This window comes from Biomaibacter acetigenes, assembly GCF_003691585.1.
Lineage (GTDB): Bacteria > Bacillota > Thermosediminibacteria > Thermosediminibacterales > Tepidanaerobacteraceae > Biomaibacter > Biomaibacter acetigenes.
This window is the reverse complement of the sequence record NZ_CP033169.1, coordinates 2,755,083-2,773,536: the sequence shown is the minus strand read 5'-3', so window position 1 is coordinate 2,773,536 and position 18,454 is coordinate 2,755,083. Positions and strand designations below refer to the sequence as shown.

Sequence of the window (18,454 nt, the reverse complement as noted above, 5' to 3'; positions counted from 1 at the left end):
TAAAATGATAGAGAGGAGCGGTTTGATGAAAGATGCCATCGGAAGGGAAATAAACTACCTCAGGATTTCCATAACGGACAGGTGCAATTTCCGCTGCCTTTACTGCATGCCGGAAAAAGGTGTGGAATCTAAAAGTCACATGGACATCCTGAGATTTGAGGAGATTCTGGAGTTTGTCAAGGCCGTAGCCCCCCTGGGTATTTCCAAAGTCAGAGTTACCGGTGGCGAACCGCTGGTGAGAAAGGGTGTGGTGGGTTTTATCCGGGAACTTCGGGCCATAGACGGCATAAGGGATATTTCCATGACCACCAATGGCTCGCTGCTTTCATTCATGGCTCGGGATTTAAAGCAAGCAGGGCTTGATAGGGTAAACATCAGCCTTGACAGCTTAAAGTCCGAAAGGTTTCACAAAATCACAAGATGGGGAAAACTTTCCGATGTGCTCTGCGGCATAGAGTCGGCCCTTGAGACGGGCCTCATCCCTGTTAAGATAAACTGTGTGATGGTGAAGGGCTTTAACGACGACGAGATTGAGGATTTTGTAAATCTTACCATGAATCATCCGATTTATATCAGGTTTATTGAGCTCATGCCCCTGGGGGAAAAGGGATGGGGGCAGGGCAGATATATTTCTGCAGATGAAATAAAAGCCTTGATAAAAGAAAAACTTATACCCACCGGCGCACCTGCTGGAGCGGGGCCTGCGGTATATTACAGGGCACCGGGGGCTGTCGGAGCCGTAGGATTCATAACCCCCATCAGCCGCCATTTCTGTGATGCCTGCAACCGGGTGCGCCTTACCGCCGACGGTAAGCTGAAGCCCTGCCTGGAATCGGACCTGGAGATAGATATAAAAACTGCTCTTCGGGAGAAAAAGGGTGATGAGCACCTCAGACGGTTGTTTAAAGAGGCCCTACTAAAAAAGCCCGTATGTCATCATATGAAGCCTGAGGAAAATGCGGGTCACTTTCGAAAGATGTGGCAGATAGGGGGATAGCACGATGGAATTTACACATTTTGATGAGGAAGGCAGAGCCCGCATGGTAAATGTAGGCGAAAAACCGGATACCGAGCGGGTGGCCGTGGCCCGGGGATTTATTGAGATGAAGCCCGAAACTTTAAAGATGATAGTGGAGGGCCGGGCGAAAAAGGGTGATGTGCTGGCGGTTTCCCAGGTGGCCGGCATCATGGCCGCCAAGGAAACCTCCCGCATCATACCCATGTGCCACAATATATTTCTTACAGGTGTGGATGTAAAGTTTCAGATATATGAAGATAAGAGCGCCATCGGCGTGGAAGCCCGGGTTACCACCGTTGGCAAAACCGGGGTGGAGATGGAAGCCCTCACGGCGGTGTCGGTGGCTTGTCTTACTATATATGACATGTGCAAGGCCGTCGATAGAGGCATGGTGATAAAGGATATCTGCCTTATGGAAAAAAGCGGAGGAAAAAGCGGGGAATATATAAGGAATGAAAACGTTTTTGTAAAATATTGATAAATGCGGTGGAATATCCATCATGTCAGTATTATAAATTTACAAAGGTAATATAGGAGGAAAATACTTATGGGCAAGATTATAGCTGTTTGTAAGAGCGAAAATAAAGGTGAACGCAAGGTAAATGTAAGTTCTGCCCGCCTTGTGGAAAACTTTGGAGTAGAGGGCGATGCCCATGGTGGCAGCTGGCACCGCCAGGTGAGCCTTCTGGCCGCGGAAAGCATAGCTAAAATGATAGATAAGGGTCTGAAAGTCGGTCCCGGGGATTTTGCCGAAAACCTCACCACCGAAGGCATAGACCTGACAGCTCTACCCGTGGGCGCAAAGCTAAGAGCCGGAGATGCACTGCTGGAGGTAACCCAGATAGGCAAGAAATGTCATGCCAGATGTGCCATATACGAGCAGGCCGGCGACTGCATCATGCCCCGGGAGGGGATTTTCGCAAAGGTACTCAGAGGTGGGGTTGTATCCGCCGGAGATAGTATAGATGTGGTGACGGAATAGGATTTAAGGGAAAAAAACTTACAATTTATTCTGGACAAAAATGAGATTGAGGTGATATAGTGATAAAAATAGCTATCCTGACCGCCAGTGATCGGGGAGCTCGAGGAGAGCGGGAAGATGTGAGCGGAAAAGTAATAGAGGAAATGGTAAAGGACATCGGCGGACAGGTGATGGACTACAGAGTAGTGTCCGATGACCTTGATGTATTAAAAGAGACCATGCTTCAGATGTGTGAAAAAGGTGCCGATATTATCCTCACCACCGGAGGCACCGGCTTTTCACCAAGAGACAATACTCCCGAAGCCACCCTGTCAGTGATAGAAAAGGAGGTTCCCGGAATTCCTGAGGCTATGAGGCAAAAGAGCCTGGAAAAGACTCCTCATGCCATGCTCTCTCGAGCCCGGGCCGGAACCCGCGGCAGAACCCTCATCGTGAACCTCCCCGGAAGCCCCAAAGCCGTCCGGGAAAATCTCGACGTAATACTCCCGGCCCTGCCTCACGCAGTGGAAGTATTAAAAGGCCAGGTAAAAGATTGCGGAAAATAAAAAAACCGGTGAGATCTTAATTGTATCTGAAATAGGAAGTCCAGAGCAATCCCACTGCTTCTGAATTTTCCGCTTTAAATTAGTCAAAAAACCGACCCCTGACTCAAAAAACTTGCAAACTTTTTACTATTGCCTTCAATCAATTTATGTGTTATTATTTAAGAAAATTTAATAAGATAGTCTTCAGGGCAAGGTGAGAAGGTAAAACCTTCAATTCCTGACCGGCGGTAAAAAGCGAAAGCTTCAAGCCCGCGAGCCGAAAGGTAGATCCGGTGTGATTCCGGGGCCGACAGTAAAGTCTGGATGGAAGAAGACGAAGTTAGGCGGTATTAATTAGTTATGCCAACACGCCCTGAAGATTTTTCTTCAGGGTTTTTTATTTTGTCATAAGTTAAGAACTTCCGGCTCGGTGGGAGAGGTTGGATTTTCCTTAAGGGATTTTTATTTTATTGCCTGTAGGGAGGTAATTATGGATAGGGACAAATTTTTTATGGAAAGAGCTTTAAGATTGGCCGAAAAAGGGGTGGGTTCCACCAGCCCCAACCCCATGGTGGGAGCGGTGCTGGTAAAGGATGGAGAGATCATCGGTGAAGGTTTCCATAAAAAGGCCGGAGAGCCCCATGCGGAAGTGTTGGCCTTAAAACAGGCCGGCGAAAGGGCTAGAGGTGCTGAACTTTTTGTTACTCTGGAGCCCTGCAGCCATTACGGTAGAACACCACCCTGTGTGCAGGCCATAATAAAAGCCGGAGTGACAGGAGTGGTTGCCGCCATGGAGGATCCCAATCCTCTGGTCTCGGGTCGGGGCATTAAGATGCTGGAAGAAGCAGGGATACAGGTAAGAGTGGGGGTGATGGAGGAAAGAGCCAGGAAGTTAAATGAGGTATTCATAAAATATATCACCACAAAAAAACCTTTTGTGGTGGGGAAAATAGCTCAGTCGCTGGACGGCAAGATTGCATTATCCTCCGGAATATCTCGATGGATAACCGGGGAACCGGCCCGGATTAGAGCCCACGAACTTCGCAGTCGTTATGATGCCGTTATGGTGGGCATCGGCACGGTGCTGGCCGATGATCCGCTCTTGACATGCCGCCTGCCCGGCCGAGAAAAAGATCCTGTGAAAATAGTTGTGGATTCTACCCTGAAAATTCCCGTAAATGCCCGTTTGTTCCAGGACAGCGGCAAAGTTATAATTGCCGCTACTCAAAAGGCAGACAGGCAAAAAATGCGGGTTTTAAAAGAGCTCGGTGCCGATATCATAGAGACAGAAAGCAACGGCGGTGATATGGTAAATCTACCGCAACTTTTTGAAATCCTCGGAACTATGGGCATAACCGGAGTCCTGGTGGAAGGCGGTTCAAGACTTCTGGCGTCGCTTTCAAAGGAAGAACTTCTGGACAAGCTCATAATATTTGTGGCACCAAGGCTGATAGGGGCGGAGGGCTTAAGCTCCGTCGGAAACCTTTTTGTTGATGAATTAAAAAAGACCCCGAGATTTACCATAGGGTCTTTGGAGCAAATAGGTGAAGATATCATGCTGGAAGCTTACAAGGGGTGATCGAAATATGTTTACCGGCATCATTGAAGAAATCGGATGTATTTCACAGATTTTAAAAACGCCATCGGGAGCCGCAATAGAAATTTCCTGCCGCAAAGTTCTAGAGGGGTTAAGAGTTGGGGACAGTGTGGCGGTGAACGGAGTTTGCCTGACCGCCGCAAAAGTCCAAAAAAACGGCTTTACGGCCGATATGATGCCCGAAACTCTAAAGAGCACCAATCTTGGGGAGCTGGTACAGGGTCATTATGTGAATCTGGAGAGAGCCGTGAGTCCCGGCGGCAGGTTTGGAGGCCACATGGTATTGGGCCATGTGGACTGCACCGGCAAAATCATAAAAAAATACCCTGAAGGCAATGCGGTAGCCTTTTTGATAAGTGTTCCGCCAGAATTATCCAGTGAGATAATCCCCAAAGGTTCCATTGCCGTAGACGGCATCAGCCTGACGGTGCAGAAAGTAGAGCAAGCCCGGGGAACAAAAACAAATATGCGTTTTGCTTCCATTGAAGCTAATAAGAGGAATGAAGTGGAAATAAAACAAAGCCCGGGGCCGGTATATCTTACGGCATTTAAAGTTTCCCTTATCCCCCATACCTTAAAATCCACGGTTTTGAATTATAAAGGCCCCGGGGATACCGTCAATATAGAGACGGATATCCTGGGCAAGTATGTGATTAAGTTTTTGACCGGTACCAGATCCTCCGATGATACAGGCAATGATAATTCTGGCAAAGGTTTGACGGAGGACGTTTTAAGATCCTGGGGATTTTAAAAATTAACAAGGAGATGGCAACATTGACGGGATTTAAGTTCAACACCATTGAAGAAGCCATAAAGGATATTAAGCAAGGAAAGATGGTCATAGTTGTGGATGACGAGGACAGGGAAAATGAGGGAGATCTATTGATGGCGGCTGAAAAGGTAACTCCCGAAGCCATCAGCTTCATGGCATCCTACGGCCGGGGGCTCATATGCGCTCCCATAACCGAGGAAAGGGCAAGACAGCTGGATCTGCCGCTCATGGTGCGGCAAAATACGGAGCATATGGGCACGGCTTTTACGGTGACCGTGGATCACATAGAAAATTCCACGGGGATCTCGGCCTATGATAGGGCCCAAACCATAAAAGCCCTAATTGACCCTTCCACCAAACCCGAGGACCTTCGGCGGCCGGGGCACATTTTCCCGCTGATAGCTAAAAGTGGCGGAGTGCTAAGAAGGGCGGGCCACACGGAAGCTGCGGTGGACATTGCCCGGCTTTCGGGGCTTTATCCTGCCGGGGTCATATGTGAGATTATGAAGGACGACGGCACCATGGCAAGGCTACAGGATCTCATGAGCTTTGCCGAAAATCACGGATTAAAGATTATTACCATCGAAGAGCTCATAAGATACAGAAAAACTCGGGAGAAGATGGTAAGAAAAGTCGCCCAGACAAAGTTGCCCACGGAGTACGGCGAATTTGATCTATTATGTTATGAAGATTTAACTTGCGGCGAAACCCACGTGGCACTGGTGAAGGGCCAAATAAACCCCGAGGATGTACCCCTCGTCAGAGTCCACTCCGAATGCCTCACTGGAGATGTCTTTTCATCCAAGAGGTGTGACTGTGGGCCCCAACTGAGAGAAGCTATGAAAATGATACAAAAGGAGAAAAAGGGGGTTGTTTTATACATGCGCCAGGAAGGCCGTGGGATAGGCCTTGCTAATAAGATTAAAGCATATGCTCTTCAAGATGCGGGGTTTGACACAGTGGAAGCCAACTTGAAGCTAGGATTTGAGGCCGATTTGAGGGATTACGGTATTGGGGCCCAGATATTAAAAGACCTGGGTTTACGCAAGATGCGTCTCTTGACCAACAATCCCAAAAAGGTAGTGGGCCTTTCGGGGTATGGCCTGGAGATAACGGAAAGGGTGCCACTTAAAATTCCGCCGACGAAATATGACATAAGATATTTACAGACCAAGAAAGAAAAATTAGGCCACTGGCTATAAGGAGGACTTTGATATGATAAAAAAAATAGAGGCAAAACTTTCGGCTGAAAATCTAAAATTCGGCATTGTTATAAGCCGCTTCAATGAATTTATCACCGGGAAGCTTCTGGAAGGCGCACTGGACTGTCTTGGCCGCCACGGCGCCTGTGATGAAGACATCGAGGTGGTATGGGTGCCGGGGAGCTTCGAGATACCCCTTGCAGCAAAACTTCTGGCCCAAAGCGGCCGCTTTAATGCGGTCATATGCCTGGGAGCCGTCATTCGTGGGGCCACACCGCATTTTGACTATGTAGCGGCGGAGGTCTCCAAAGGTATAGCACTGGTTTCGCTGGAATCAGAAGTGCCCACCATATTTGGGGTTTTAACCACCGACACCATTGAACAGGCTATAGAACGGGCGGGCACAAAAGCAGGAAACAAGGGCTGGGATGCGGCGCTCACCGCCATCGAAATGGCAAATCTAAAAAAGATGCTGGTTTAATCGATATTTGTATTTATAGCATGTTCCTCCAATATACCCACATTGCGGTAAGATGTAAGGTAATATTTAAGGGATTTTAACTCCACAAGTTTTTTATCAGGTATATAATTGATAGTTAGTTTTGCATTATCGGGTAAACCCGTCCATGGGCATACCGAAGAAAACTCTTCGGTATTGTATTCGATGACGGTATCCTTCCCCGGATATTCGTAATAATTTTAAAGTTTTTTTCTCTATTGATAGATTATGAAACTATGATATAATTTATTTGGGCATATGTCAATAATATGCCGCAAAGGATTTAGACGATAAGATCCGGGCTAAAATCCTAACGTCAGCTGGGAAAATTTAATGACAAAAAGGAAAGACTATATGTAGCAGCAAAACTTGCCATAGCCGGAAATATGATAGATTACGGTCCTGCCTTTGAATTTGACCTGGAAAAGACAATCCAAGAAGTATTGGAAAAAAAGCCGTCCATAAATGTGATTTCCAAAGGGCAGGGAAAACTTCGAAGGCTTAAGTGAAAACAAAGGCATTTGTTTTTTACTAATGGCCAAATGACTGATAGTTGCAGGACAACCTGGAGTAAATGCAATGGACACGGTAATCAAGTGTCAATAAAGTTTAATAAATGATAGGAGATGGGTGGTATGCCCAGACCGCCAATTTGGCGTAAAGTGGAATTTCTGCCGGAGATAACATATTTTAAACCCGCAGGAGTCCCTTTGAGGCAGCTGGATGAAGTGGTGCTTACGGTGGAAGAACTTGAGGCTATCAGGTTGAAAGACATGGAGGGCCTGGAGCAGGAAGATTGTGCCGAAAAGATGGGGGTATCCCGGCCTACTTTTTTTAGGATCATAAATTCCGCTCGAAGCAAGGTGGCCGATGCATTAATCAATGCCAAAGCTATACGCATTGAAGGTGGAAATTACAAATATCTACAATCCTTAGAGTGTAGCACGTGCGGCCATGTTTGGCAGGAGGAACATCCGGGAGAACCTGACGAGGATATGGAGTGCCCCAAATGCCATGGCAAGAAATTTTCCCTTACCGGGCATAGAAGAGGATGGTGTCATGGCGGTGATGGAAGGCATTCTGACTAATCTTTGGAGACAGTAAAACCAAAATTAAATCAAATTAAAATTATATGAAGGGATGTTTTTGATGAATCAAAACACAGAAAACAATAATCACGAAGGGCATAGGGTTAATGCCGGGGGCATAGGAAGGCTAGCCCCAAATGAGCTTAACCGCATCAAAAATGTGATAGCTGTCATGAGCGGCAAGGGCGGTGTGGGCAAATCTACCGTTACCGGACTTTTGGCGGTGAGCCTTCAAAGAGAAGGGCATAAAGTGGGCATCCTCGATGCCGATATAACCGGGCCCAGTATACCCCGGATATTCGGCATAAAGAAGCGTCCCGAGGATATGGGATTCGGCCTCATTCCCCCTGAAACTTCCTCTGGAATAAGGATAATGTCATTAAATCTTCTGCTCAACAACGAAGATGAGCCTGTCATATGGAGGGGGCCCCTTATTGCCGGTGCCATAAGACAGTTTTGGACCGATGTCGTATGGGGGGATTTGGATTATCTCCTGGTGGACCTGCCTCCCGGAACCAGTGACGCTCCCCTTACAGTTTTACAGTCTTTGCCCTTAAACGGTCTTATCATAGTGTCTTCACCCCAGGATCTGGTGGTGATGGTGGTAAATAAGGCCATAAAGATGGCCGAGATGATGAATATCCCGATATTGGGCCTGGTGGAAAACTATGCTTATATGATTTGCCCCAAATGCGGTGAAAAAATCGATGTCTTCGGGGAAAGTCGAGGAAAAAAAGCCGCAGAGGATGCAAATATACCGTATCTTGCTTCTCTGCCCATCGACCATAAACTTTCGGAACTCTGCGATAAAGGTGAGATAGAGAAGTACCAAAGTGACAATGTGAAAGATATGGCAAGCTGGGTAAAGATAAATGTACACATGTAGCGGGAACGGCTGCAAGGTAGGTGGTGGAAATTTTGCCGACTTATGGAAGGCCATAGAAAGGCGGGCGGAGGCATGAAGGAAATAGTTGTACTGAGCGGTAAAGGCGGCACAGGAAAGACTACAGTTACGGCCTCTCTTGCGGCTTTAGCAAAAGATGCGGTTTTAACCGACTGTGATGTGGACGCCGCCGACCTGTACCTGCTTTTGAAACCTGAGATTAAAGATACCTTTAAGTAAGTTCTGGGGAAGTCAGAAGGCCCGCATAAATGAACATAAATGCATCAGGTGCAGCAAATGTGAAACAGTATGCCGCTTTGATGCCATCAAAGATTTTAAAGTAAACCCCACTTTTTGCGAGGACTGCGGGGTATGCTACAATATTTGCTCCCAGAAAGCCATTGACATGGTTGACACTCTTTCGGGCCACTGGTTTATCTCCGACACCAGATACGGCCCCATGGTCCATGCCAGGCTGGGAATAGCTGAGAAAAATTCTGGCAAACTGGTTTCGCTGGTAAAAAAGACCGCCCGGAAGTCACGGTACCGGCGTGCAAATAGCCCAATTTGTGGTAGATAAGGGAGCACACGCTCTCATCACGGGGAATGTGGGTCCAAACGCCATCAGGGGATTGAATGAATCAGGGGTCTTTTTCCTTCTATGAACTTTTGGCAAGGATTCGGGCACTTTTGAGAGGACAAGGAGCAAGCCGGGAGACTGTTTTGAAAGTGAAAGATATGACCCTGGATACAAATACACATGTTGTGACACGAGACGGCAAGCCCATAGAACTTACGGCCAAGGAATATGCGGTTTTAGAGTATTTTATGAGAAACAAGGGCAGGCTATTGACAAGGTCCCAGATAGCCGACCATGTTGTGTGAAAAACCATACGTCATAGAAAGAACAGCGTTAAGAAGCCCACCTCCTTTTTGGAGATGGGCTTTTGTCATACCATGGAAATCGCCGCGGCCGGGCAAACCCTGACACACTTTGTACAGCCTATGCACTTTTCCTGATCGACCTTTGCAGGCCCCGCTCCGAAAAGGCCAATTCTATCTTGAATAATGGCAGCTTCAGGGCAAATCCTCTTGGCGGGACAAAAAGGCGACCTGTCACATTTTTTCGGATTGATATATGCTTTTTTCAAACTATACTCCTCCATATATATTAATATATATGGATTATACAATAAATATAACTTCATTTCAAGGGCCACAAAAAAATGGGTTAGGTGCCAGGGCCTTCACTGCCACTAAAGTAACTTTTTATACCGCAACCAAAGTTACTTTATTATTAATGCCATACTGCTCGAAATGATGATCAAAAGTAAAAGCTCTGTCAATATTTAGTCTCTTGATCATAGCAAAACTGGTGGCATCCGTATAAGAAAAGTCTTTGCCTTCATACTTTTCGATGATACTTTTCGCACTTTTTTCGTCGGCATCGGTGACGGACTCCACATTCCATGTATTGGTCAAGAACCACCGACGGGCTAAACTAGGATGAGTTCTTGCCGATAAAAGGTTGTAAGTTTCGGCCACAATAAAATTGGAGATGATTAGTTCAGCACCTTGTTCTGTTAGCCTTTTTAAAATGTCTACAGATAAAAGATGGTTGGAATCATTTTTGATTAGCAGTGCTGCGATGGCGCTGGTATCTACAAAGACTATCAATGTTTATCACTTAAATATTTATGTTTATTTGATGAGATTGTTAATTAAAACTGCAATTGGTAAAATAAACTTTGTTCCGGTGTAAAAAGTCACATTATTGTGTTGTCGGCATTCGCTTGTTGCCTCCGTCGACTTTTTACACCTGAATTAATCCATTGGTTCAAAAAAATCATAAGATAAGTGAGGTGTAAAAATGCAAAGATGTCCCTGGTGCGGCGATGATGAGCTTTATGTGAAGTATCATGACGAGGAATGGGGGGTTCCAGTACACGACGATAGGAAGCACTTTGAATTCCTGGTGCTGGAGTCGGCCCAGGCGGGGTTGAGTTGGATTACCATACTGCGGCGAAGGGAAAACTACAGGAGGGCTTATGCCGGTTTTGACCCCCGGGTAGTTGCAAAGTATGATGAGAAAAAAATAGAGGCCATGATGAAAGATGAGGGGATCATAAGAAACATAAGAAAGATAGAATCTTCCATAAACAATGCCCGGAGGTTCCTGGAAATTCAGGAGGAGTTTGGTAGTTTTGACAACTACATATGGCGATTTGTAGACTATAAGCCCATAGTTAATACATGGCAAAGTATTTCGGAGATACCGCCAAAAACCAGAGTTTCCGATGAAATAAGCAGGGATCTAAAAAACCGGGGTTTTAAATTTATAGGTTCCACCATAATCTACTCCCATATGCAGGCTATGGGTCTGGTAAATGACCATATTGTAAGCTGCTTTAGATACGATGAATTAAAGAAACTCCGCTGATTTTCAGGTTTTTTATGCATATTTTAGTTTATGCTGGAAAAAATATTGAAGTAAGCCCCTGTCAAAAAAATTCTCAAATCACTGCGTTTAAAACCTTAAGATATCTGGTGAAAATTCACGAAATCTACATAAATATCCAGATAAACCGGGAAAAGCAACATTTTTTCTGGGAAAAAACGGATAAAAGGAATTGATTTTGACGGAGGCTTTGTATAAGATATATCTTGTGATTAGCACTCACTGAGTGAGAGTGCTAACAGATGGGAGCCAATAATTAAAAGGAGGGGTATAAATGAACATCAAACCATTAGGTGACCGCATTGTCATCAAAGTTCTGGAGAAAGAGGAAAGGACCAAAGGTGGCATCGTTTTGCCCGATACTGCCAAGGAAAAACCCCAGAAGGGCGAAGTTCTGGCAGTGGGCAGCGGTGAAATCATCGACGGTCAGAAAGTGCCTCTGGAAGTTAAAGTTGGGGATAAAATCATATTCTCCAAGTATGCCGGCACCGAGGTCAAGATCGATGACGAAGAGTACCTCATCTTGAGACAAAGCGATGTTCTTGCCATAATACAGTAATTTGAAAATTTGAGGAGGGATTTTGAAATGGCAAAACAGATCAAATTTGATGAAGATGCCCGCAGGGCATTGCTCAAGGGTATCGATAAATTAGCCGATACCGTAAAGGTTACACTGGGGCCCAAAGGCCGCAATGTTGTATTGGACAAGAAGTTTGGAACACCCACCATCACCAATGACGGTGTTACCATCGCAAGGGAAATTGAACTGGAAGATCCCTTCGAAAACATGGGGGCTCAGCTTATTAAAGAAGTTGCCACCAAGACCCAGGATGTAGCCGGCGATGGAACCACCACCGCTACTCTGCTTGCTCAGGCCATTATCCACGAAGGCATGAGGAACGTGGTGGCCGGTGCCAATCCCATGATTTTGAAGAAGGGTATTGAAAAAGCCGTTAAGGCTGTAGTGGAAGAAATCAAGACCTTCAGTAAACCTGTTGAAACCAGAGAAGCCATTGCCCAGGTGGCATCCATTTCCGCAGCCGATGAAGAAATCGGCCAGCTCATAGCCGATGCCATGGAGAAGGTAGGAAAAGACGGAGTTATCACCGTCGAAGAATCCAAGACCATGGGCACCAACCTGGAAGTTGTGGAAGGTATGGAATTTGACAGGGGTTACATATCCCCCTACATGGTAACAGATACGGAGAAAATGGAAGCCGTTCTGGATGATCCCTATATCCTGATTACCGACAAAAAGATCTCCAATGTGCAGGACCTGCTGCCCATCCTTGAAAAGATTGTACAGCAGGGCAAGAAATTGCTCCTCATCGCCGAAGATGTGGAGGGCGAGGCTCTTGCCACCCTTGTGGTCAACAAATTGCGCGGAACCCTTACCTGCGTGGCCGTAAAAGCTCCGGGCTTTGGCGACAGGAGAAAAGCCATGCTGGAAGATATTGCTATTCTGACCGGCGGCCAGGTAATTTCCGAAGAGCTTGGCATTGACATCAAGAGCGCTACTATCAATATGCTGGGCCAGGCAAGACAGGTCAGGGTTGACAAAGAAAACACCACCATCGTAGATGGCGCCGGTAGCAAGGAGGATATCAAGAAGCGCATCAACGCCATCAAGGCCCAGATTGAGGAGACCACCTCGGACTTTGACCGCGAAAAATTGCAGGAGCGCCTGGCGAAACTAGCCGGCGGCGTAGCCGTAATCCAGGTGGGCGCTGCTACCGAGACAGAGCTCAAAGAAAAGAAACACCGCATCGAGGATGCCCTTTCTGCCACCAGAGCAGCCGTGGAAGAGGGTATAGTTCCCGGCGGCGGTACTGCCTTCATTAATGCCATCCCCGCCCTTGACAGGTTGAACGTGGAAGGCGACGAGAAAGTCGGCGTCGACATTATCAGGAAAGCCCTGGAAGAGCCCGTAAGGCAGATTGCATTCAACGCGGGCCTCGAAGGTTCCATCATCGTCGAAAAGTTGAAAGCCAGCGAAAAAGGCATAGGATTCGACGCCCTGCGTGAAGAATATGGCGATATGATCAAGAAAGGTATCGTCGATCCCACAAAGGTCACCAGGTCTACACTACAGAATGCGGCCAGTGTCGCAGCCATGGTGCTTACCACCGAGGCTGTGGTGGCCGACATTCCCGAAAAGGAAAAGACGCCTCCCATGCCCAATCCGGACATGTATTAATATTAATAAAAGACAAACCCCGGATAAATATGAGAACAAAAGACCCGTCGATCAAAAAAAATCGGCGGGTTTTTTATTGTTGGGCATAAAGTTGCCCCTTTTTAATTTGCCTTTGCAACATTATCGTATTTTGCATTAAACTTTATGGATATTCCCTCTCTCAAAAAATTCTTTACTTACTTATTGACAGCGAAAAAAAATAATAGTATAATAAAATTACCAAAATTGGAGGTGAAGGATTATGGCAATTTTAGGGACCGATGATAAGAAAACACAAGGCCAAAGTCAGCGGAATGACTGGAAAGAAAAAGGTGTGGAAAATGTAAGGGGCCTTGGACATTTCGATGAGATCAGAAAAACTTACAGCGAAAATATTATACTTATATTTTACTCGGATAGGTCGGAAAAAAGCAGAAAAGCATTAGCGACTCTAAATAAATTAAAAATAAAAAATCCACAGATTCCTATATTTTCCGTCAATGTATCCCAAATAAAAGATATCCACCCGAGATACGGTGTAGATGCGGTCCCAGCCGTAATGGTATTTAAGCAAGGTATACCTATGGAGATGGTCTATGGGCTTCAAAGTGAAGACTACTACGAAAGGCTTATATCACCGGGTGCTACAACAAACCCGGCAAAGCCCGGTGCCGAAAGTAAAAGCCACAGGGTGGTAATCTATACATCCAGCTCATGTCCGTGGTGTGCAGCCGCTAAGGCATATCTTTCAAAGAACCGCATACCTTTCAGGGAAATAAATGTATCCCAGAACCCGTCGGCGGCGGCGGAATTGGTTAAAAGGACCGGTCAGACTGGTGTGCCTCAGCTTGACATCGACGGAACTTTTGTTGTAGGTTTTGATCGTCCCAAGATAGATAAATTACTGGGGATAAATTGAAGGAGGAAAATTTAATGAATAAAATTCAGCCTGTCAACAATTATGCTCTTATAAAACTAGAAAGTGAATCGGAAAAGAACATCGGAGGGATCATAATACCCCGGGCTGCTCAGGAAAACGTCACTCAAGGCGAAGTAGTGGCTTTATCCCCAGGTTCCTTCGATGAAGTGGCGGTGGGCGACAGGGTCATATATAAAGAAATGTCCGGCACGAAAATCACCCATGATAAAGTAGAATATCTGCTCATTCCTGTATCAGATATAATCGCAAAATTTGTGGATGTCGATGAAATATAATTCGGCGCAGAGCCGAATTATTTTTTACATATATTATTTATTATTGAATAATGAACGAATGACCAAAACTGGCATACCACCTCAAAGTTATTTCTATTATTTTAACGAAAAAGGTGGTAAAATATATATATATATATAAAGTTTAAAGAAAGGTTTCCATTCTATTCCCCTGATGACGATAATAATAGATAACTGGATGGGGGAGAACTTATGAGAGAGATAAAAGCAGAGATCATAACTACAACTATAAAAGATCTATTTATGCAGGCAAATTATGTGATAGGCTGCGATGTTTTAGATGAACTGAAAAAAGCTCTAGATACCGAAGAGTCCCCGGTAGGAAAGTCCATCTTAGAACAGATCATAAAAAACGACGAGATTGCAAAAAAAGAGCAAATTGCCATGTGCCAGGACACTGGGCTTGCGGTGGTGTTTATAGAGCTGGGGCAGGATGTAAGGATAATCGGTGGGGATCTTCAGGAAGCTGTAGACCGGGGCGTAAGACTGGCTTATCAGGAAGGCTACCTTCGAAAATCGGTGGTATCGGATCCCCTCTTTGAGCGAAAAAATACAGGCGACAACACGCCGGCAGTTATATATATAGATATTGTTCCCGGAGACGGCATAAGAATTATAGCCGCCCCGAAAGGTGCCGGAAGCGAGAACATGAGCGCCGTAAAGATGTTAAAGCCCGCCGACGGAGTGGAAGGCGTTAAAAAATTTGTGGTAGACACGGTGAAACAGGCAGGGCCGAATCCGTGCCCTCCTACAATTATAGGTGTGGGTATAGGGGGCACCATGGAAAAGGCAGCACTGCTTTCCAAAAAAGCATTGCTACGGCCGCTGGATCAGCAAAATTCGGATGAAAGATATGCAAAATTAGAAAAAGAAATCCTGCAGGAGATCAATAAATCCGGCATCGGCCCCGGGGGATTGGGGGGAAGGATTACGTCCCTTGCGGTGCACATCGAGCATTTCCCCACCCACATTGCATGCCTTCCGGTGGCCGTCAACATTTGCTGTCATGCATGCCGTCATGCGGAAGCTATAGTATAAGGCAAAAGTTATATGAGGTCTTGATTTGTAACCAGTGCCAGGGCCGTCACAACCGCCGAGAGTGACTTTTACATTAAAATCATTTATAAATTAGGAGAATTTTAATGGAAACAGATAAAAAGGGTCTTAAAAAAATAAAAGCGCCTCTGACCGATGAAGAGGTGAGAGCTTTAAAAGCCGGGGATAGTGTGCTTGTTAGCGGCATAATCTATACCGGCAGGGATGCGGCTCACAAGAGGCTTATGGAGCTTATCGGCAGGGGGGAAGAGCTTCCGGTGGATTTGCAGGGGCAAATAATCTACTATGTAGGTCCGGCTCCGGCCAAGCCCGGCTATGCGGCAGGCTCCGCTGGACCCACCACCAGCTACCGCATGGACCCCTACACGGTGCCGCTGCTGGAGCGGGGCCTTAAGGGCATGCTAGGTAAAGGGGAAAGATCCAAAGAAGTCATTGAGGGCATGAAAAATACGGTGCCGTATATTTCGGGGCGGTGGGGGGCGCCGCCGCCCTTATCGCCAGGAGCATCAAAAAAGTGGAGGTGGTGGCCTACGAAGATTTAGGCACCGAGGCCATCCACCGCTTTTATGTGGAGAATTTCCCGGCTATAGTGGTCATAGACAGTCACGGCAACAATCTATATGACACCGAACCGCCGAAATATAGAAAAAAATAATGCCGGATGTCAGAGGTGAGGGGTCGGAATAGATGGATTTGCCTTTTCGGCAAATCCAACTTAATCTGACTTCCGGCCTCTGACCTCTGAAGGTGCCGGCTTACCCCGCAGGCCAGGCTCGGGCTTTAGAATAGGCTTACCGAACGATCAGGTGCCTGAGCACAACACTTTCACCTGGAGGAACTTCTGGATACACCCGCTGATTCAAAGGTCGCCATTTCACTCTGAATATGTGTAGCCGCATCTATAATGTGAAAAGCAAGGGCCGCTCCGGTTCCTTCGCCCAGGCGCATCTTCATGTGCAGCATGGGATAAAGCCTCATCATTTCCAGCATCATTTTGTGGCCCGGTTCTTCGGATACGTGGGAAGCAATCATGTACTGCACGGACCTGGGTTCTATTTTGCTTGCCACCAGGGCGGCGGCAGATGAAATGAAGCCGTCGATCACTATGGGTATCCTGTGGGCGGCAGCAGCCAGTATGACTCCCGCAAGGCCTGCGATCTCAAGGCCTCCCACTTTGGAAAGCACGTCTATGGGGTCGGAGGGGTCGGGGTCATTGACTTCTATGGCCTTTATAATGGTTTTTATTTTCAAGGCTAAACCTTTGTCATCTATCCCGGTGCCCCTCCCCACCACCTTTTCTACAGGGCACCCGAAAACCGTCAAAATGGCACTGCTCGGAGTGGTGTTACCGATGCCCATTTCACCGGTGGCAAGGATATTTACACCGCCTTTTATTTTATCTTCGGCTACTTCAATACCCACTTCAATGGCCCGTGTGGCTTCTTCCCGGCTCATGGCGGGTCCTTTGGCCATGTTGGCGGTACCGTATCTTACTTTCTTTATGATAAGGGAAGGATGCTTTACATCCGAAGCTACTCCTATGTCGCAGCATACTATATCCGCCCCGGCATGACGGGATAAGACATTTATGGCTGCACCGCCATTTAAGAAGTTCATCACCATTTGCGGAGTGACTTCCTGAGGGAAGGCACTGACCCCTTCTTCCACCACGCCGTGGTCCCCGGCCATGATAACGACACACTTTTTGCCCAACCTGGGGATGGGATTTCCAGTGATGCCTGCCAGCTGTTTGACGATGTCCTCCAGGACACCCAGGCTGCCCTGGGGCTTTGTAAGCATGTCCAGCCTTTGAGCGGCCTTTTCCACCGCCTGCTGGTCAATGGGTTGGATTTTTTTTACCGTTTCCTGTAATTTTTCCATAAAAGATCTCCCTTCTTGTTATGATATAAAAAAGTTCCTGAATACATTGAGCTGTATCCAGGAACTTTACCATCATCCCTGCGTAAGCTTCCATCTCTCGTGGAAAGCTGTTACCCAAAACAGGCAGGTCTTCTGGCTTGCGGATCATGACATTCCTTCCCCTTCCCGGTCAGAGACCAGTGGCTCTTGAAGGAACATTCCTCGCTTACAGCGGCGGGACCGCCCGGGATTTTCACCCGGTTCCCTATTCTCTCCCTGAGGAGCACCTGTTTTTGATATTCAGTTTTCCTACGAACATATTATAATATATTACTTTTTTTCCCACAAGCCCCTTTTTGTACCAGAATATGGGTGTAAGGCTCCATGCCAGGGGCACCCTTATTGGTAAAAACCCGATGGAACTAGAGACTCAGCAGAATTTTCCCCAGTATCCTTTACGACGAAGCGACCGTCACTCCTCAAATACCATTTGGCTGAGCGGGGGCAAAAGTATTCAAAAGTAAAAGATTACCCCAAAAAGGTTAAAATGGCTCTGAAAGAAATGGACCGCCAGGTGGGAGGTTTAAAGACCGATGAAAGAGGTATCGCCTACCGCGGTTTAATCATAAGGCATCTGATGATGCCCGGAGGCCTTGAGGATACAAAAGAAGTTTTAAAATTTATAAAACGGGAATTATCGCCCGATTGTCTGGTAAACCTGATGGATCAATATTATCCGGCTCATAAGGCCTTTGAATATGAAGAGATATCAAAAGCCTTAAGTCGGCGCGAATACAGGGAGGCCTACGCTTTTGCAAAAAATCTGGGTTTGAGGCTTGCCGATGAATAAATGGGTGGCCTTAACCCATAAAAAGATGAACCTTGACATATGCTGTAAATTATTCTATAATTAAGCAAAACTGAATATTACAGGTGCAGGTGTTCAACTTCGAGGGTTGAACCAATAGGGAAGTCGGGTGAAAGTCCCGCGCGGTCCCGCCACTGTAAAGGTGAGCCGCCTTATATACGCCACTGGGAAACCGGGAAGGCATAGGGCGGTGATGAACCTGAGCCAGGAGACCTGCCTGTACCGGTGAACACTATCC

Annotated in this window: 25 protein-coding genes, 3 pseudogenes and 3 riboswitches; of the genes and pseudogenes, 23 read left to right on the top strand and 5 right to left on the bottom strand. The window is 46.6% G+C overall.

All coding sequences use genetic code 11. The features are described from left to right. The first annotated feature begins 25 nt into the window (after window positions 1–25). From moaA to ribH, 8 genes are all read left to right on the top strand, one after another. Window positions 26–997 carry a GTP 3',8-cyclase MoaA gene (gene moaA, locus D2962_RS14100; protein ID WP_122015351.1) on the top strand — a complete coding sequence of 324 codons (972 nt, stop codon included), beginning with the start codon at window positions 26–28 and terminating at the stop codon, window positions 995–997. 4 nt (window positions 998–1,001) lie between these two features. Further along, window positions 1,002–1,496, top strand: coding sequence for a cyclic pyranopterin monophosphate synthase MoaC (moaC, locus tag D2962_RS14095; RefSeq protein ID WP_120767624.1), 495 nt, complete (start codon window positions 1,002–1,004; stop codon window positions 1,494–1,496). A gap of 69 nt (window positions 1,497–1,565) precedes the next feature. Beyond that, entirely contained in the window at window positions 1,566–2,000 is a 435-nt protein-coding gene (locus tag D2962_RS17675) for an MOSC domain-containing protein (protein WP_162991235.1), read from the top strand. A gap of 59 nt (window positions 2,001–2,059) precedes the next feature. Next, window positions 2,060–2,545, top strand: coding sequence for a MogA/MoaB family molybdenum cofactor biosynthesis protein (locus D2962_RS17670; protein ID WP_162991234.1), 486 nt, complete (start codon window positions 2,060–2,062; stop codon window positions 2,543–2,545). Between the two features lie 175 nt (window positions 2,546–2,720). After that, window positions 2,721–2,864: riboswitch (FMN riboswitch) on the top strand. A gap of 150 nt (window positions 2,865–3,014) precedes the next feature. Then, the gene (gene ribD / locus D2962_RS14085) at window positions 3,015–4,103 is read left to right on the top strand and encodes a bifunctional diaminohydroxyphosphoribosylaminopyrimidine deaminase/5-amino-6-(5-phosphoribosylamino)uracil reductase RibD (protein WP_120767625.1); all 1,089 of its coding nucleotides are present in this window, start codon (window positions 3,015–3,017) and stop codon (window positions 4,101–4,103) included. A 7-nt stretch (window positions 4,104–4,110) separates the two neighbouring features. Continuing rightward, entirely contained in the window at window positions 4,111–4,872 is a 762-nt protein-coding gene (ribE, locus tag D2962_RS14080) for a riboflavin synthase (RefSeq protein WP_120767626.1), read from the top strand. A gap of 23 nt (window positions 4,873–4,895) precedes the next feature. Beyond that, window positions 4,896–6,095, top strand: coding sequence for a bifunctional 3,4-dihydroxy-2-butanone-4-phosphate synthase/GTP cyclohydrolase II (locus tag D2962_RS14075; protein WP_281273681.1), 1,200 nt, complete (start codon window positions 4,896–4,898; stop codon window positions 6,093–6,095). A gap of 13 nt (window positions 6,096–6,108) precedes the next feature. Further along, window positions 6,109–6,576, top strand: a complete 468-nt coding sequence (gene ribH, locus D2962_RS14070) for a 6,7-dimethyl-8-ribityllumazine synthase (RefSeq protein WP_174232505.1) — start codon at window positions 6,109–6,111, stop codon at window positions 6,574–6,576. Here ribH and queF read toward each other — a convergent pair. After that, window positions 6,576–6,788, bottom strand: a pseudogene (gene queF / locus D2962_RS19720) (preQ(1) synthase); the annotation flags it as partial. The gene ribH and the pseudogene queF sit on opposite strands and share 1 nt — an antisense overlap. Before the next feature lie 441 nt (window positions 6,789–7,229). Here queF and D2962_RS14060 point away from each other — a divergent pair. The 7 genes and pseudogenes from D2962_RS14060 (at window position 7,230) to D2962_RS14040 (ending at window position 9,450) form a co-directional block, all read left to right on the top strand. After that, on the top strand, window positions 7,230–7,682 hold the full coding sequence (locus D2962_RS14060; protein WP_120767629.1) for a DUF134 domain-containing protein: 453 nt from the start codon (window positions 7,230–7,232) through the stop codon (window positions 7,680–7,682). 61 nt (window positions 7,683–7,743) lie between these two features. Beyond that, window positions 7,744–8,568, top strand: a complete 825-nt coding sequence (locus tag D2962_RS14055; RefSeq protein ID WP_120767630.1) for an Mrp/NBP35 family ATP-binding protein — start codon at window positions 7,744–7,746, stop codon at window positions 8,566–8,568. A 72-nt stretch (window positions 8,569–8,640) separates the two neighbouring features. After that, the gene (locus D2962_RS18865; RefSeq protein WP_245984725.1) at window positions 8,641–8,805 is read left to right on the top strand and encodes a nucleotide-binding protein; all 165 of its coding nucleotides are present in this window, start codon (window positions 8,641–8,643) and stop codon (window positions 8,803–8,805) included. After that, window positions 8,780–8,866: pseudogene (locus tag D2962_RS19930) on the top strand (hypothetical protein); the annotation flags it as partial. The gene D2962_RS18865 and the pseudogene D2962_RS19930, both read left to right, overlap by 26 nt. Before the next feature lie 105 nt (window positions 8,867–8,971). Continuing rightward, window positions 8,972–9,145 (top strand): hypothetical protein, encoded by a 174-nt coding sequence (locus D2962_RS18855; RefSeq protein ID WP_245984724.1) that lies wholly within the window; start codon window positions 8,972–8,974, stop codon window positions 9,143–9,145. Beyond that, on the top strand, window positions 9,117–9,230 hold the full coding sequence (locus D2962_RS19715; protein ID WP_120767631.1) for a NifB/NifX family molybdenum-iron cluster-binding protein: 114 nt from the start codon (window positions 9,117–9,119) through the stop codon (window positions 9,228–9,230). The genes D2962_RS18855 and D2962_RS19715 overlap by 29 nt, the downstream gene beginning before the upstream one ends. A gap of 64 nt (window positions 9,231–9,294) precedes the next feature. Continuing rightward, window positions 9,295–9,450: a winged helix-turn-helix domain-containing protein gene (locus D2962_RS14040; protein WP_245985125.1), complete on the top strand. Its 156-nt coding sequence runs from the start codon at window positions 9,295–9,297 to the stop codon at window positions 9,448–9,450. Between the two features lie 65 nt (window positions 9,451–9,515). On the opposite strand, the gene D2962_RS14035 is transcribed toward D2962_RS14040, so the two are convergent. Both D2962_RS14035 and D2962_RS14030 read right to left on the bottom strand, forming a co-directional pair. Further along, complete coding sequence (locus tag D2962_RS14035) at window positions 9,516–9,716, bottom strand: ATP-binding protein (protein WP_120767633.1); 201 nt, start codon at window positions 9,714–9,716, stop codon at window positions 9,516–9,518. Window positions 9,717–9,834: 118 nt separating this feature from the next. Beyond that, complete coding sequence (locus tag D2962_RS14030; protein ID WP_122015349.1) at window positions 9,835–10,242, bottom strand: type II toxin-antitoxin system VapC family toxin; 408 nt, start codon at window positions 10,240–10,242, stop codon at window positions 9,835–9,837. A 193-nt stretch (window positions 10,243–10,435) separates the two neighbouring features. Here D2962_RS14030 and D2962_RS14025 point away from each other — a divergent pair, with 193 nt between their 5' ends. From D2962_RS14025 to D2962_RS13990, 7 genes and pseudogenes are all read left to right on the top strand, one after another. Beyond that, window positions 10,436–11,005, top strand: a complete 570-nt coding sequence (locus tag D2962_RS14025; RefSeq protein ID WP_120767635.1) for a DNA-3-methyladenine glycosylase I — start codon at window positions 10,436–10,438, stop codon at window positions 11,003–11,005. A gap of 292 nt (window positions 11,006–11,297) precedes the next feature. Continuing rightward, complete coding sequence (groES, locus tag D2962_RS14015) at window positions 11,298–11,582, top strand: co-chaperone GroES (protein ID WP_120767637.1); 285 nt, start codon at window positions 11,298–11,300, stop codon at window positions 11,580–11,582. A 27-nt stretch (window positions 11,583–11,609) separates the two neighbouring features. Continuing rightward, a complete protein-coding gene (gene groL, locus D2962_RS14010; protein WP_120767638.1) occupies window positions 11,610–13,220 on the top strand; it encodes a chaperonin GroEL in 1,611 nt (536 codons plus the stop codon). Window positions 13,221–13,461: 241 nt separating this feature from the next. After that, window positions 13,462–14,118 carry a thioredoxin family protein gene (locus D2962_RS14005; protein ID WP_122015348.1) on the top strand — a complete coding sequence of 219 codons (657 nt, stop codon included), beginning with the start codon at window positions 13,462–13,464 and terminating at the stop codon, window positions 14,116–14,118. A 14-nt stretch (window positions 14,119–14,132) separates the two neighbouring features. Next, window positions 14,133–14,414, top strand: coding sequence for a co-chaperone GroES (locus tag D2962_RS14000; RefSeq protein WP_120767640.1), 282 nt, complete (start codon window positions 14,133–14,135; stop codon window positions 14,412–14,414). Window positions 14,415–14,624: 210 nt separating this feature from the next. Then, window positions 14,625–15,470, top strand: a complete 846-nt coding sequence (locus D2962_RS13995; RefSeq protein WP_120767641.1) for a fumarate hydratase — start codon at window positions 14,625–14,627, stop codon at window positions 15,468–15,470. Window positions 15,471–15,574: 104 nt separating this feature from the next. After that, window positions 15,575–16,143, top strand: a pseudogene (locus D2962_RS13990) (Fe-S-containing hydro-lyase). 170 nt (window positions 16,144–16,313) lie between these two features. Here the strand turns inward: D2962_RS13990 and cobT are convergent. After that, a complete protein-coding gene (gene cobT / locus D2962_RS13985) occupies window positions 16,314–17,369 on the bottom strand; it encodes a nicotinate-nucleotide--dimethylbenzimidazole phosphoribosyltransferase (protein WP_122015347.1) in 1,056 nt (351 codons plus the stop codon). Continuing rightward, window positions 17,326–17,517, bottom strand: a complete 192-nt coding sequence (locus D2962_RS17665; RefSeq protein ID WP_162991233.1) for a hypothetical protein — start codon at window positions 17,515–17,517, stop codon at window positions 17,326–17,328. Before D2962_RS17665 ends, cobT begins: the two co-directional genes overlap by 44 nt. Further along, window positions 17,475–17,654, bottom strand: a riboswitch (cobalamin riboswitch). (Overlaps the previous gene by 43 nt.) A gap of 241 nt (window positions 17,655–17,895) precedes the next feature. On the opposite strand from D2962_RS17665, the gene D2962_RS13980 reads away from it, so the two are divergent. After that, window positions 17,896–18,198 carry a radical SAM protein gene (locus tag D2962_RS13980; protein WP_187695376.1) on the top strand — a complete coding sequence of 101 codons (303 nt, stop codon included), beginning with the start codon at window positions 17,896–17,898 and terminating at the stop codon, window positions 18,196–18,198. A 70-nt stretch (window positions 18,199–18,268) separates the two neighbouring features. Further along, window positions 18,269–18,451: riboswitch (cobalamin riboswitch) on the top strand. Window positions 18,452–18,454 lie beyond the last annotated feature (3 nt).

Bases quoted from the DNA above. Each gene is read 5' to 3' on its own strand.
- D2962_RS14025 (WP_120767635.1), top strand. From the start codon at position 10,436: ATGCAAAGATGTCCCTGGTGCGGCGATGATGAGCTTTATGTGAAGTAT.
- groL (WP_120767638.1), top strand. From the start codon at position 11,610: ATGGCAAAACAGATCAAATTTGATGAAGATGCCCGCAGGGCATTGCTC.
- D2962_RS14055 (WP_120767630.1), top strand. From the start codon at position 7,744: ATGAATCAAAACACAGAAAACAATAATCACGAAGGGCATAGGGTTAAT.
- D2962_RS13980 (WP_187695376.1), top strand. From the start codon at position 17,896: ATGGCTCTGAAAGAAATGGACCGCCAGGTGGGAGGTTTAAAGACCGAT.
- ribD (WP_120767625.1), top strand. From the start codon at position 3,015: ATGGATAGGGACAAATTTTTTATGGAAAGAGCTTTAAGATTGGCCGAA.
- D2962_RS18865 (WP_245984725.1), top strand. From the start codon at position 8,641: ATGAAGGAAATAGTTGTACTGAGCGGTAAAGGCGGCACAGGAAAGACT.
- D2962_RS17665 (WP_162991233.1), bottom strand. From the start codon at position 17,517: ATGATCCGCAAGCCAGAAGACCTGCCTGTTTTGGGTAACAGCTTTCCA.
- moaC (WP_120767624.1), top strand. From the start codon at position 1,002: ATGGAATTTACACATTTTGATGAGGAAGGCAGAGCCCGCATGGTAAAT.
- cobT (WP_122015347.1), bottom strand. From the start codon at position 17,369: ATGGAAAAATTACAGGAAACGGTAAAAAAAATCCAACCCATTGACCAG.
- D2962_RS14060 (WP_120767629.1), top strand. From the start codon at position 7,230: ATGCCCAGACCGCCAATTTGGCGTAAAGTGGAATTTCTGCCGGAGATA.
- D2962_RS17675 (WP_162991235.1), top strand. From the start codon at position 1,566: ATGGGCAAGATTATAGCTGTTTGTAAGAGCGAAAATAAAGGTGAACGC.
- D2962_RS18855 (WP_245984724.1), top strand. From the start codon at position 8,972: ATGGTTGACACTCTTTCGGGCCACTGGTTTATCTCCGACACCAGATAC.
- moaA (WP_122015351.1), top strand. From the start codon at position 26: ATGAAAGATGCCATCGGAAGGGAAATAAACTACCTCAGGATTTCCATA.
- D2962_RS13995 (WP_120767641.1), top strand. From the start codon at position 14,625: ATGAGAGAGATAAAAGCAGAGATCATAACTACAACTATAAAAGATCTA.
- D2962_RS14005 (WP_122015348.1), top strand. From the start codon at position 13,462: ATGGCAATTTTAGGGACCGATGATAAGAAAACACAAGGCCAAAGTCAG.
- groES (WP_120767637.1), top strand. From the start codon at position 11,298: ATGAACATCAAACCATTAGGTGACCGCATTGTCATCAAAGTTCTGGAG.
- ribE (WP_120767626.1), top strand. From the start codon at position 4,111: ATGTTTACCGGCATCATTGAAGAAATCGGATGTATTTCACAGATTTTA.
- ribH (WP_174232505.1), top strand. From the start codon at position 6,109: ATGATAAAAAAAATAGAGGCAAAACTTTCGGCTGAAAATCTAAAATTC.
- D2962_RS14000 (WP_120767640.1), top strand. From the start codon at position 14,133: ATGAATAAAATTCAGCCTGTCAACAATTATGCTCTTATAAAACTAGAA.